The sequence below is a fragment of the Candidatus Flexifilum breve genome (assembly GCF_016713355.1).
The window spans coordinates 239,661-252,216 of the sequence record NZ_JADJPI010000037.1; the positions used below are offsets into that span (position 1 = coordinate 239,661).

The 12,556-nt window shown below is 59.9% G+C and carries 14 protein-coding genes and 1 riboswitch; of the genes, 8 read left to right on the plus strand and 6 right to left on the minus strand.

The features are described 5' to 3' along the window. The first annotated feature begins 12 nt into the window (after positions 1 to 12). Positions 13 to 468, plus strand: a complete 456-nt coding sequence (locus tag IPK17_RS31995) for a hypothetical protein (RefSeq protein ID WP_343421793.1) — start codon at positions 13 to 15, stop codon at positions 466 to 468. 13 nt (positions 469 to 481) lie between these two features. Beyond that, complete coding sequence (locus IPK17_RS32000) at positions 482 to 1,072, plus strand: tyrosine-type recombinase/integrase (RefSeq protein WP_343421794.1); 591 nt, start codon at positions 482 to 484, stop codon at positions 1,070 to 1,072. Positions 1,073 to 1,168: 96 nt separating this feature from the next. On the opposite strand, the gene IPK17_RS32005 is transcribed toward IPK17_RS32000, so the two are convergent. Then, positions 1,169 to 2,587: an aspartate kinase gene (locus IPK17_RS32005; protein ID WP_343421795.1), complete on the minus strand. Its 1,419-nt coding sequence runs from the start codon at positions 2,585 to 2,587 to the stop codon at positions 1,169 to 1,171. Between the two features lie 339 nt (positions 2,588 to 2,926). Between IPK17_RS32005 and IPK17_RS32010 the strand changes: the two genes are divergently transcribed. Next, positions 2,927 to 3,757 (plus strand): aminotransferase class IV, encoded by an 831-nt coding sequence (locus IPK17_RS32010; RefSeq protein WP_343421796.1) that lies wholly within the window; start codon positions 2,927 to 2,929, stop codon positions 3,755 to 3,757. A 105-nt stretch (positions 3,758 to 3,862) separates the two neighbouring features. Here the strand turns inward: IPK17_RS32010 and IPK17_RS32015 are convergent, their stop codons facing one another. The 5 genes from IPK17_RS32015 to folE all read right to left on the minus strand — a co-directional run bounded on the left by IPK17_RS32015 (position 3,863) and on the right by folE (position 8,753). Beyond that, complete coding sequence (locus tag IPK17_RS32015) at positions 3,863 to 4,102, minus strand: TfoX/Sxy family protein (protein ID WP_343421797.1); 240 nt, start codon at positions 4,100 to 4,102, stop codon at positions 3,863 to 3,865. Beyond that, positions 4,103 to 5,005, minus strand: coding sequence for a methyltransferase domain-containing protein (locus IPK17_RS32020; RefSeq protein ID WP_343421798.1), 903 nt, complete (start codon positions 5,003 to 5,005; stop codon positions 4,103 to 4,105). 203 nt (positions 5,006 to 5,208) lie between these two features. Next, entirely contained in the window at positions 5,209 to 6,093 is an 885-nt protein-coding gene (locus IPK17_RS32025) for a hypothetical protein (RefSeq protein WP_343421799.1), read from the minus strand. Between the two features lie 238 nt (positions 6,094 to 6,331). Further along, on the minus strand, positions 6,332 to 7,567 hold the full coding sequence (gene metK, locus IPK17_RS32030; protein WP_343421800.1) for a methionine adenosyltransferase: 1,236 nt from the start codon (positions 7,565 to 7,567) through the stop codon (positions 6,332 to 6,334). A 73-nt stretch (positions 7,568 to 7,640) separates the two neighbouring features. Continuing rightward, positions 7,641 to 7,747: riboswitch (SAM riboswitch) on the minus strand. Between the two features lie 307 nt (positions 7,748 to 8,054). Continuing rightward, positions 8,055 to 8,753 carry a GTP cyclohydrolase I FolE gene (folE, locus tag IPK17_RS32035; protein ID WP_502749540.1) on the minus strand — a complete coding sequence of 233 codons (699 nt, stop codon included), beginning with the start codon at positions 8,751 to 8,753 and terminating at the stop codon, positions 8,055 to 8,057. 158 nt (positions 8,754 to 8,911) lie between these two features. On the opposite strand from folE, the gene IPK17_RS32040 reads away from it, so the two are divergent. The 5 genes from IPK17_RS32040 (at position 8,912) to IPK17_RS32060 (ending at position 12,554) form a co-directional block, all read left to right on the plus strand. Beyond that, the gene (locus tag IPK17_RS32040) at positions 8,912 to 9,559 is read left to right on the plus strand and encodes a YveK family protein (protein ID WP_343421801.1); all 648 of its coding nucleotides are present in this window, start codon (positions 8,912 to 8,914) and stop codon (positions 9,557 to 9,559) included. Positions 9,560 to 9,565: 6 nt separating this feature from the next. Continuing rightward, complete coding sequence (locus IPK17_RS32045) at positions 9,566 to 10,219, plus strand: CpsD/CapB family tyrosine-protein kinase (RefSeq protein ID WP_343421802.1); 654 nt, start codon at positions 9,566 to 9,568, stop codon at positions 10,217 to 10,219. Positions 10,220 to 10,237: 18 nt separating this feature from the next. After that, positions 10,238 to 10,423 (plus strand): hypothetical protein, encoded by a 186-nt coding sequence (locus IPK17_RS32050; RefSeq protein WP_343421803.1) that lies wholly within the window; start codon positions 10,238 to 10,240, stop codon positions 10,421 to 10,423. 141 nt (positions 10,424 to 10,564) lie between these two features. Then, positions 10,565 to 11,641 carry a glucose-1-phosphate thymidylyltransferase gene (locus tag IPK17_RS32055; protein WP_343422586.1) on the plus strand — a complete coding sequence of 359 codons (1,077 nt, stop codon included), beginning with the start codon at positions 10,565 to 10,567 and terminating at the stop codon, positions 11,639 to 11,641. Between the two features lie 10 nt (positions 11,642 to 11,651). Beyond that, on the plus strand, positions 11,652 to 12,554 hold the full coding sequence (locus IPK17_RS32060; RefSeq protein ID WP_343421804.1) for an HAD family hydrolase: 903 nt from the start codon (positions 11,652 to 11,654) through the stop codon (positions 12,552 to 12,554). The last annotated feature ends 2 nt before the right edge of the window (positions 12,555 to 12,556 follow it).

Sequence of the window (12,556 nt, forward strand, 5' to 3'; positions counted from 1 at the left end):
ATAATCGGCGGCATGAACAACCGAAACCTACCCGTACCTCGTCAACCCGCGCCGCTCGGCGACCGTGACGACCTGACATTCAATTTCGCGGCGGTCTTGCCCGGGCAGGCCGGGAGCAAGCACACGCATCGCGCCTACTTCCGCTGGGTGGATCAGTATCTGGTCGATCTGACGGGCGTTAAGCCGACGCGCGGCCCGCAGCGGATTCAACGCATGTGCGCGCTGCCCATCCCCGTGCTGCAGAACTGCCTGAGCGCGACGCAGCTTCGCGCGTGGTTAGGCATGCTGCACAGCCGCGGGCAGGGCAAGCAGGCGTTGATGCAGGCGCGCGCCTCGATTCTCACGCTGACAAGCTTGCTGGCCGAGGCGGGGTGGCTGGACGATTATGTCCCGGCGACGATGACGCGCGTCAAAATGCCGCGCGCCGAAGGAGGGGCAGCGCCCCGGTCGCTGGCTCGCCACGGCTGAAATCCGCCAGTTGATGATCTCCGGGCGTAACATTGCCACCAGCGACAATCAAATGCTGCGCAACAATGTCGTCATGACGATGCTGTGCACGATGGCGCTGCGCCGCGAAGAACTGGCGCTCGCCCGCTGGGAAGACATCAGCAAGCAGAATGATCGGGTGGTGCTGCGGGTGCATGGCAAGGGGAAGAAAGCGGCCTTTGTCGATATGCCGCGTGCCGTGATTCTGGCGCTGGAAAACTGGAACCGGGCGATTCGACGGGAGGGGCACGCACCGCATCCGACGTCACCGCTCATCCGCCGCATCTGGAAGGGCGGGCGCATCAGCCGTTTCGGCTTGTCGCCCAACGGTATCTGGATCATCATCGACAATGCGGCGGCGGATGCGCAGATCGGGCACGTCGCGCCGCACGACCTGCGCCGCTCGGTCGCCGGGACACTCCAGCACGCAGGTGTGCCCATCGAGAAGATCAGCCGCCTGCTGCGGCACAGCAACGTCGCCGTGACCGAACGCTACCTGAGCCGACTGCCGCAGGCGAATGAGGGCGCGATCCTCATGAGCGACGCGCTCGGCCTCGACGACGACAGCGACCCCTTCGCGTTTTAACCAGAAGAGATTATTAACCACGGAAAACACAGAGAACACGGAGAAAATATCCGAAATTTCCTCTGTGCTCTTTGCGCTCTCTGCGGTTAGATGTCTCTAATGAACGGGGACGGCTTCGAGCGCCAGATCGTGCAGCGACAACACGGTGCGTTCGATGTTGGTTTCGTCGACCACGAACGAAATGCTGCACTCGGATGCGCCCTGCGCGATGGCGATCACGTTCACGTCGTTGTTGCCGAGCGTCGTGAACACGCGTCCCGCCACGCCGGGCGTGCCGCGCATCCCTGCGCCGACTACCGTCACGACCGAGACCTTTTGCATCACGTCGATGCCATCGACATCCTGTCGCGCAATCTCTTTGGCGAGCTCTTCTTCAATTGAGGCTTTCGCCTGTTCTACCCGTTCGTTCATGACCACGAAGCAGAAGTTCTGCTCAGACGAGGCCTGCGAGATCATGAGGATGTTCGCGCCCGCGCGCGCTGTGGCGAGGAAGGTGCGGCCTGCGATGCCGGGCACGCCGATCATGCCCTTGCCTTGCACGGTGACCAAGCTGACGTTGCGCACCGCCGTCACGGCCTTGATGACGGTGTGGGTCGGCTCGGCGACTTCGCTGATGAGCGTGCCGGGGTGTTTGGGATTAAAGGTATTGCGCACCCGCATGGGGATGCCCTTGTTCAGGATCGGCTGCACCGTCTTAGGATGCAGCACTTTCGCCCCGTAAAACGCGAGTTCGCCCACTTCCGTATACGAGATGTTCGGCAGCACGCGCGCGCGCCGGTCGATGCGCGGATCGGTCGTCATAACGCCGTCCACGTCCGTCCAGATGATGAGCTCGTCGCTGTTGGAATACGCGGCGAAGATCGCGCCGCTGTAGTCGCTGCCGCCGCGCCCCAGCGTGGTGATCTGGCCATCGGGGGTTGCGCCGATGAAGCCCGTCAGTACCGGAACGATGCCCTGATCGAGCAGGGGGACGAGCGCGTTCTGAATGCGGCGTTCGGTCTCTTCCCAGTTGGGCGTCGCGCTGCCGAAGCGGTCATCGGTGACGAGGAACTGGCCGGCGTCGAAGGCGCGCGCGTTGATGCGGGCGTGGCGCATGACGGCGGCGACGATGCGCGAACTGAGACGTTCGCCAAAGGCGACAATCGAATCGCTGATGCGGGGGGTGGCTTCGCCGAGAATGTTGATGGCATTACACAGTTCGGTGTGCTGCGAGAGCAGGATTTCGATGTCGTTCAGCACATCGCCGCGATTCTTACCGGGGACGGTCAGCAGGTTGACGACTTCGTGATGGCGGTCGCGCAGCTTTTGTGAACACGACAGGTAACCCCAACGATTGCCCGCCGCTGCCTCGCGCACCGAACCGATCAATTGGTCGGTGACGCCGGACATCGCCGAGACGACCACGATCACGCGGTTGCCCTGTGCGACTGCTTCCCCGACGATATTCACGACGTTGCTGATGGCTTCCGGACTGCCGACCGACGTCCCGCCAAATTTCATGGTAATGGTTTGCATGATGATGTCCCCTTGAGCGAAATAAAAAGCGCGTGACCCCGGGGCCACGCGCTTTGTTTGTCTATCGTCCTGCTCAGACTTTACGGCAAGCGTAAGCGACCCCGCACATAAATATGTGGAGTAGTCATACCCATACCGGTAGTCGACAAGCAGTAAATTGTTGGCACGATTGGTCTCCTGCACAACGCTAGTAGATATGCTAACGTTTTCCTATAGTCGTGTCAAGCACGTCATCAGGAATAGAAGCAATAGTTCACAGTATTCAGTTTACAGTTGACAGCTAAAAGAGCTCATGTCACTGTAGGCATTCCAAGCAATCCGGACTTATGAGGTGAAACCATGCCCTGTACTATCCGTATATTGACCTCCGAAGGGCTGCAACCCGCCGACTACACGGCTGAGTCGCTGAATGCGGCGGCGCGCTATGAACCCGCCAATGGCATCTACACCGTCGGCAACACGTTCGACACCACCAAGGCGCTCAAGCTGACCGCGCATCTCGACCGCATGGAAGATTCGGCGCGGCGGGCGCACATTCCGCTCACGCTGGATCGTTCCCGGCTGCGTGCGGCGCTCCGTGAGTTGATTATGCTGGCAGGTTACGGGGACGTGCGCTATCGCATCACTGTGCCCGCCGACCAACCGGAGCGCTTCATCCTGAGTGTCGAACCGTTCAAGGGCGTGCCGCCCGAGGTGATCGCCAACGGCATCCGCGTGATCACCGCGCCGGACAGCGCCCGTCAGAATGCCGAAGCCAAAACCACGGGCTGGATGCACGACCGCGAGAAGCTGGAATCGACGCTGCCGCCCGGGATCTATACGTCGCTGCTGCTCGACGCGGCAGGGCACGTACTGGAAGGGGCGACGAGCAATTTTTACGCGATTCTCGATGGCGTGCTGTATACCGCCGGGGAAGGGGTACTGCCGGGGATTGGGCAGCAGATTGCGCTGGAAGTCGCAGCGGAGGTGCTGCCCGTACGCCGTCAGCCAATCCACGTGAATGATGTGCCGCGGGTGAGCGAAGCCTTTATCACCAGCGCGAGCCGGGGGATTGTGCCCGTCGTGGAGATTGATGGGATCAAACTGGGGGATGGCACGCCGGGAGTGCTCACCCAGCAGCTCCGTGAACGCTACGAAGTCGCCAAGCAGAAATACCTAGAAGAGCTGTAAAAAGCTGTTGAACCACAGAGAACACGGAGAACACAGAGAAATAGATCTGAATTTCTCCTCTGTGCTCTCTGTGTTCTCTGTGGTTAATTTCTTCGCGTTGAGTCTTTAATCAACCTGTGCTTTGAGTTGATCTTTGACATCTTGCGGCAGGTGCTGCCACGGGATGTCGAGGATGGCCGCTTCCAGCCCGTACAGCATATTGAGCGATACCTCGCGCGGACGGCTGGCTTTCAGGCGGCGGTAGACTTCCATCGAGCCGAGGCGTTCAATCTCTTCGAAGGTCGTGATGCCGATTTCGGCGAGCCATTGGCGGCTTTTCGGGCCGAGGTTGCGCAGGTCAGCCATTTAGTCGACTTCGATGGGCGCTTTGAAATCATAGATGCCGTCGCGGACTGCCCAGCGGCGGCCATCGGTGCGGCAGGTGAGGATTTCGCCGCTGCGCACGACCTCGCCGCCGCATTCCGGGCAGGCGAACAGCGTTTCGACCGAGCGATTGTCGGGCGTTGGCCCGGTGGCGATGCTCTTGGTGAAGATGCTCGGCGAATACAGCAGTCCCGTCGCTTGCAGCGCGCTGTCCATGCCGACCAGCACATTCTGCGGCACGTACTTCTTGAGCGGCTGCAGGCGGAAGAACGAAACAGGTACGCGTGTCTTCAGGTCAAACCCGGCGCGTCCCAGCTCCTGCCGGATGTGCTCCGGGTGAAAGTCGAAATTGAGTTCGACAAATTCGACCGGGTCGAGATTGTTTGGATCCCACGCCTGCTTGTTCAGCGCGTGCCGAACCAGCGCCTTCAGATTGCGCTTGTTGGCGTGTTCGAGAATCAGCGTGCCGCCCGGCGACAGCACGCGGCGGATTTGGTTGAGCACGCGTGTCACGTCCGACATATGATGCAGCACGCGCACGACCGTCACGCAGTCGAAGATGCCCGGCTGGAACGGCAGTTTATAGGCATCAGCGGCCACATAGATGTAACGCGGCGACCGCCCGAGATGCTCCTGCGCATCCTGCAAATTCGAAAGCGCATAATCGAGCACGATCACTTGCTCGAAATTGGCATATTCGTTGGTGAGCCGCCCAAAGCCCGCGCCGACTTCGAGCAGGCGCTGCCCCGTTTTCGGCAGCAGCTTGCGCAGCGCGATGCGCTCGACGCGGTCTTCATATTCGCGCCCGCGTCCCTCCCAGAAGTCGGTACGGTAATTCGAACCTTCGTAATCGCAGATGCGGGGTTGGGAGTCGGGCTTGGACATTCTCATCTCTCACTGGGCAAACTTCTGGACTGATTTTATCACAGGTTGACGGCCTGAACCCGACGTGAATCCGGCTATTATGCACTCTTTAACGATGGCGGGGATGGGCCGGTCAAAGGAGGTCGGGACCGTAGAAACGAATAGGAGGCGCGCAGCGCGCTGCGCCCCATCCAGATTGACATGCGCGCACTCCGACTGGTGCGCTATGGCGAATTGCTCTGGGCGTAGCTCCCGTCGTAGTTCTCGGGCGGCACGGCTTGACCCTGCATAGTGGTCACCGCCTGCTGATTGATCGTTTCCGGCGAAGAATCGCCTTCGTACAACTGTGGGCGCAGCAGTTCGTCGAGCGCGCGAATGCCGCCGATGGCGACCAGTCCCGTCGGGATCGGTTGGTTAGCCATGGGCACCGGTTCATCATCGAGCGTGTAGCCCAAGCCGGCAGTCTCCGAGAAGCCCGGCCACGGATCGCGCGAATAATCGCTGTCCGCCATCAGGTAGATCGGCTCCCCGCTGATCGCGTCGGCGGCGAACTGGGTAGCTTCGGCAAAATTGTCGGGCAGGTTGAACAGCGCGCGGACAATCGGTTCAAACGTGAGGCGCAGGTTGTTGATCGGGTCGTGGAGCTGCGTCTCCGACACGGGGATCACGGCGCGGACATCCAGCGCGACGGGTAATTCCTCGTTGATGGGGACATCCAAATCGAGCGCGACGGGCAGTTCCAGCCCCGCGGGCAGCGATAGATTCACGCTGGCGTTGTTGAGCACGCCAACGCCGGGGAGGGTGATGGTTGCGTTCACGACCAGCGGCACGGACTGCGTCAGCACGACGACGGTTTGCGTTTCCAGCGGCACATTGAGCACGACGGGGATCGTATCGCGGACGGGGATTGTCCAGTCGATGGTGGCTTCGTCCAGCCCGACGAAACTGCTGTGCAGCCCAGTGAGCAGCGGCGAGGCGACGTTGTTCTTGATGTCGAAGATCAGCAGGAGCAGCACCACCAGCACGATGATCAGAATCAGATTGACGATGAACGAGAACAGAATCATGAAGTTTTTGATACCGCTGCCGATAGCTTTCAACGCGCGCATAATCGCCCTTACCTTCGTGAATAGTCCGCTGCTGAAACTATACACTAACCCGAGGCAGCGCGGCAATGAGAATAGGTTGACAGTGATCAGTTCACAGTTATCCGTGGCAGAAGCAAACGCGGTCGTCCGATGCGAATTAGAGATACGGGGGTTAAATGGTAGAGGCGCACCGCCGTGCGCCCCTACATCAGTTCTAGTCTTTAACGGTTCACTGAAGACTGTGAACTGTCAACTTCTCCTACAGCCCGGCTTCAGCGCGGAGGGCATCCGCCTTGTCGGTCTGTTCCCACGGCACGCTGATATCATCGCGGCCAAAGTGACCATACGCGGCGACCTGCTTGTAGATCGGGCGGCGCAGGTTCAGGTCGCGGATGATGGCGGCGGGGCGCATGTCAAAGTGCTTGCGGATGATCGCTTCGATCTGTTCATCCGGGATGACGCCCGTGCCGAAGGTTTCGACGGCCAGCGAGGTCGGCTGGGCGACGCCGATGGCGTACGACACCTGCAGTTCAAAGCGCTTGGCGATGCCCGCCGCGACGATGTTCTTGGCGATGTAGCGCGCCATGTACGCCGCGCTGCGATCGACCTTCGTCGGGTCCTTGCCGGAGAACGCGCCGCCGCCGTGACGGGCCACGCCGCCATAAGTGTCGACAATGATCTTGCGTCCGGTCAGGCCAGCGTCGCCGAGCGGGCCACCGGTGACGAAACGACCGGTCGGGTTGACGAAAATGCGCGTGTTGTCGTCCAGCAGGTGATGGGGCACGACGCGCATGATGATCTGTTCAATCACCGTCTTGCGGATTTCTTCCTGCGATACTTCCGGCGCGTGCTGGGTTGAGACGACGATGGTGTCGACACGCTTCGGCTTGCCGTAAGCATATTCGACCGTCACCTGACTCTTGGCGTCGGGACGCAGCCAGTCGATTTCACCGGACTTGCGCGCTTCGGCGAGGCGGCGGGTCAGCTTGTGCGCCAGCGAAATGGTCAGCGGCATCAGTTCCGGCGTTTCGTCGCAGGCGAAGCCGATCATCATGCCTTGATCGCCCGCGCCCGTCGCTTCGATTTCCGCATCGCTCATCTGGCCTTCGCGGGCTTCCAGCGCCTTGTCAACACCCTGCGCGATATCTGACGACTGTTCCTTAATCGAGACCATCACACCGCAGGTGTCGGCGTCAAAGCCGTACTTGCCGCGGGTGTAGCCGATGCCGCGCACGGTTTCGCGGACCAGTTCTTCAATATCGACATACGTGCTCGTGGTGATTTCACCGAAAACGAACACGATACCCGTCGTGGTGGAGCTTTCGCAAGCGACACGCGCATTCGGATCATTCGTGAGAATGGCGTCCAATACGGCATCCGAGACCTGATCGCACATCTTGTCCGGGTGGCCTTCCGACACGGACTCCGAGGTGAAGAAGTACCGTGGGGAGGACATGAAAGTCGAGCCGGCAGCCTGCTGTTGTTGTTGCACCATGAGAGTGTGAGCCTCCAATAAAAAAGACGTTTCTCCGGCAGGGAAACGTCTTCAGCTCAATCACTGATTTATCCGCTCATCTGCCAGAGGTCTTGCTCTGGACGGAATTGGCACCTACCCGGCGCTCCGGGGGTTGCCGCGAGATCAACGAGCCGTTCTCTCCCTCGCTCTTGATGAGTGCAGCCCGACATAACACATCGCAACTGCATTAGGATTCACTATAGCATTGTGTTGTGGCCTTGGCAAGTCAAAAGTGCTTGCGGCCTCTAAATAATGTGTAAAGACCAGCAGCAGACGCAGGGAATATTCAGGTTTTCTATCACATAGGTGGATGTGGGCTACTGGCTGCAGTTTAACTTATGAATAGGGGCGCGGGGAGGCTGTGCCGTCCGGGGCGACCAAAGCACGTAGGGGCGCGCGCCGCCAAACAAAACCGTTGCGGCCCCTACCGTAACCATCGAGAACGAATACCAGCGGGGGGGGGGGGTTAGCGGTGCGCGGTCGGGCGTCCCAGATGCGCCATGAATTCGCCCCGCGTGATGTGATCGGTGCGGAAGTGGCCGAGCATGGCGCTGGTGGTCATGCTCGATTCGTGCTTCTTGACGCCGCGGATCATCGAGCACATGTGCACGCCATCGGCGACGACCGCGACGCCTTGCGGATCCAGCACTTCCTGAATGAAATCGGCGATCTGCCGCGTCATGCGTTCCTGCACCTGCAGGCGATGCGCGAACATGTCCACGATGCGCGGAATCTTCGACAGCCCGACGACTTTGTCGCGCGGGATGTAGGCGACATGAACCACCCCATAGAAGGGCAGCATGTGATGTTCGCACAGACTGTTGAATTCGATGTCGCGGACGATCACCATATCGTCGTAGTCGACATCAAAGAGCGCGCCGTTCAGCAGTTTGGCCGGGTCAGTTCGGTAGCCGTCCAAGAGTTCCTCGTACATGCGCGCGACGCGGTTGGGGGTCTTGAGCAGCCCTTCGCGGCTGGGGTCTTCGCCCACCGCTTCCAGAATCTTGACCATCGACGTTTCAATCTTGTCGTGATCCACAGGCGGCAATCCTAACTCAAAGGCTTGCATAAATTCGGGTGATTGCATTTTGTCGTGCATTACGGTAAGCATATCACCATCATCATGTCTGTGGAAGCGATTCATGTCGCTCAGCAGCTTATCCATTTGACCACCATTCCATTACAGCTTCAGTCCTAGTCACAGCGAATACAGAGTAAAACGGTGACTTAAGAAGGACATGAATTTCAGTCAGGTTTAAGCAAACGTTCACTATTTTGGCGAATGCGGTAGAATTAGGCGGCTTTTGTTTGCGAGGATACTCTATGAACTTGATCGATTATGGGCGCATTCTTCTCCGTCGAGGCTGGATCATGATCCTGCTGGCCATCCTCACCGCGGCCAGCGCGTACCTTATCAGCCGCCAGCAGACGCCCGTCTACCGTTCGACCCAACTGGTGTTGATTCAGCCGGCGCGGACCGACCTCGGCCTGACCGAAGCCCTGATCCGTTTGATGCAGTCCTACCGCGTGTATTTGAGCAGTACCGACCGCGCGCAGCAGGTGATTGACTCCCTTGACCTCGACATGACCCCCGGCGATCTGCTGGGCGCGGCGACTTTCACCGCCGACAGCAACCGCTTCACGATGCAGATCGATATCGACCTGCCGGATGGCGATATGGCCAACGATATCGCCTATGAATGGGGCAGTTTGCTCGTGCAGTACCGCAACCGGGAAAACCAGACCGTGCAGCAGTCGGATCGCATCACGGCGCTGCTGGTGGATCGCCCGCAGTATGGTCTGCTGCGTCCCAACGTCCCGATCAATACGGCGGCGGGCGGGCTGATCGGCTTTGGGCTCGGCGCGGTGATCGTATTCGTGCTGGAATATCTCGAAAGTGCCATTGTGCGCCGCCGCGATGATATCGAACGCTCGCTCGGCTTGCCTGTCTTATCCACCATCCCGGAGTAAACTGACTTGGCGAAAGCAACCCTGATCACCCTGACTGACCCGCGGTCTGCCGCGGCAGAGGCGTACCGTTCGCTGCGCACGAACCTAATGTTCGCCAGCGTTGAACGGCCGCTCGAAACGCTGCTCGTCACTTCGTCGGCGCAGAGCGAAGATAAGAGCGTCGTGCTGGCGAACCTCGCCGTGACGTTTGCGCAGGCGGGCAACAAGACCATCATCGTGGATGCGGATTTGCGCCGCCCCGCGCAGCACGAGCTGTGGGGCATCGCCAATGAGCGCGGCCTGACGGACATGATTTTGCAGGATACTGCCATGTCGTCGCCGCCGCTCGTCGCAACCGACATCCCGAATTTGAGCGTGCTCCCGAGCGGCAAACTGCCGCCTGTGCCGTCGGATGTGTTGAGCAGCGCGAAAATGTCCGAAGTCATCGGCGTGCTGCGCGCGCGGGCACACTACATCCTGTTCGATGCGCCGCCGATTCTCGTCGCGGCGGACGCGGCGCTGCTCGGCGCGAAGGTCGATGGCGTGGTGCTGGCGATGCGCGTCGGCGTGACCCGGCGTGATCAAGCGGCGCGCGCGAAGCAGACGTTGGAGCGCGTGCACGTCCGGTTGTTGGGCGTGGCGCTGACGAATGCCCCGCGTGAGAACGTGTCCGGTTACTAGAGCGTTCGGAGAGCCACGATGCCGGAACTCCCACCCGATCCCAAAGCAGTCGACGAGTGGAAGCAGCTTCCCCAGAGCCAGCCGACCAAGCAGGCCATGCCGCCCTTGCTCGGCGGTGGGAACGTGTTCCGCACCTGGTGGTTCTGGCTGTTCGTGGCCTTTGGCGTGGTCGCCTTGATCAGCCTGATTGCCGGACGGGCCTAACAATTACCTTGTAGGGACGAGGCATGCCTCGTCCGTTTTTGCGGGAATTAAGAGAGGACGAGACATGTCTCGTCCCTACACCAATACATCGATCTAGACATGTCGCCGTGCTTGCAGACGCGACAGCCAAGGAAATGAATGATGAAGGGATTGATCCTGAGCGGCGGCAAGGGGACGCGGTTGTACCCGCTGACCTACACCCGGGCGAAGCAGTTGATGCCTGTCGCCAACAAACCTGTGCTCTTCCGGGTGATCGAAACAATCCGCGACGCGGGTGTGACCGAAATCGGCATCGTGATCGGGCAGACGGGCGAGGAGATCAAAGCGGCGGTCGGCGATGGCTCAACCTGGGGTGTCAAGATCACTTATATCCCGCAGGACGAACCGCGTGGGTTGGCGCACGCCGTCATGATCTCGCAGGATTATCTCGGTGATGAACCGTTCGTCATGTTTCTCGGCGATAACGTCATACAGGGGGGGATCGCGAAGCTGATCGCGGATTTCACCAACCACCTTGACCAGTGGAACAGCCAGATCGTGCTGAAAGCGGTGGACGACCCGTCATCGTTTGGCGTGGCCAAACTGCGCGCCGATGGCACGATTGAGCAGTTGATCGAAAAGCCGAAGAACCCCCCGAGCAACCTGGCGCTGGTCGGCATTTACATGTTCGACAAGCACATTTTCGAGGCGGTCAACAGCATTCCGCCGTCCGGGCGCAACGAATATGAGATCACCGATGCGATCCAGTGGCTCATCCAGCACGGCTATACGGTCGTGCCGCATGTGCATCAGGGCTGGTGGATTGACACGGGCAAGCGCATCGACATGATCGACGCGAACGCGCTTGTGCTCGAAGAACTCACGCCGGGCGTCGCGCCGGACGCAGTGATCGAGAACTCGCAGTTGGATCGGCGCGTGATCGTGGAACGCGGCGCGAAGATCAGCAACAGCACGATTCACGGCCCGACGATCATCGGCGAAGACTGCGTCATCGAAAACAGCTATGTCGGACCGTATACGAGCATTCATCATCATACGCGGGTGAGCAACTGCGAGATCGAGCGCAGCATTATCCTCGAACACTGCAACATCTGTGATCTCGGCGTGCGTTTGCACGGCAGCTTGATCGGGCGGAACGCCACAGTGCAGAAGAAGGATGATCTGCCCAAGGCGCTTACGCTCAATATTGGCGATCACAGCAACGTTTGGATTATCTAGGACAACAAACATGGCATTGGATAGAAAAGAGATCAAGCTCGTCGCCATTGATGTCGATGGCACGCTGCTCAACAGTCAGCACGAAATGACCCCACGCGTCGAAGCGGCGCTGCGCGAAGCGATTGCGCAGGGGGTGATGGTCGTATTTGCCACCGGCAAGACGCGTAACGCCGTGATCAATCACCTCAAGAAGCTGGGCATCGAATCGCCGGGGATTTTCAATCAGGGCTTGATCGCGCTGGACGCAGACGGCAAGACGATCCATTCGCAGACGCTCGATCCGGGCGTCGCGCGGCAGGTGATCACCTTTGCGGAAGATCGCGGGTTTACGCTCGTCGCCTACAGCGGTTCGCGCATGCTCACCAAAACGCGCAGCAAGGTGATCGAAGAATCGTTCTCCACCTATCACGAAAACCCGCCGGAAATCGTCGGCGCACTGCAAAACGTGCTCATCAACACGCCGATCAACAAGGTGATCGCCTTTGGCGACCCGGTCGGCATCAAGAGCCTGCGCTGGCAGTTGAATGCCTCGCTCGGCGGCTCTGCGCGCTTGATGCAGGCGGGCGTCCCCGAACATCTCGAAATCCTGCCGCCGGGCGGGTCGAAGGGCAACGCGCTCAAGGTGCTGTGCAAGCACTACAAGATTGCGGCGGATCAGGTCATGGCGATCGGCGATGCGGAAAACGACATCGAAATGCTTCAGTTCGCCGGGATCGGCGTGGCGATGGACAATGCCGACGCCAAGACGAAAGAAGCGGCCAAGCACGTCGTCGCCAGCAATGATCAGGATGGCGTCGCCGAGGCATTCGAGCGCTTTGTGCTCAAGCCGAAGCCGGCTCCGGCAGCCGAAAAGCCCGCCGAACCAGCGGCGGAGAAGCCTGCTGAAGCTAAGAAAGAAGAGGGGGCGAGCTAAGG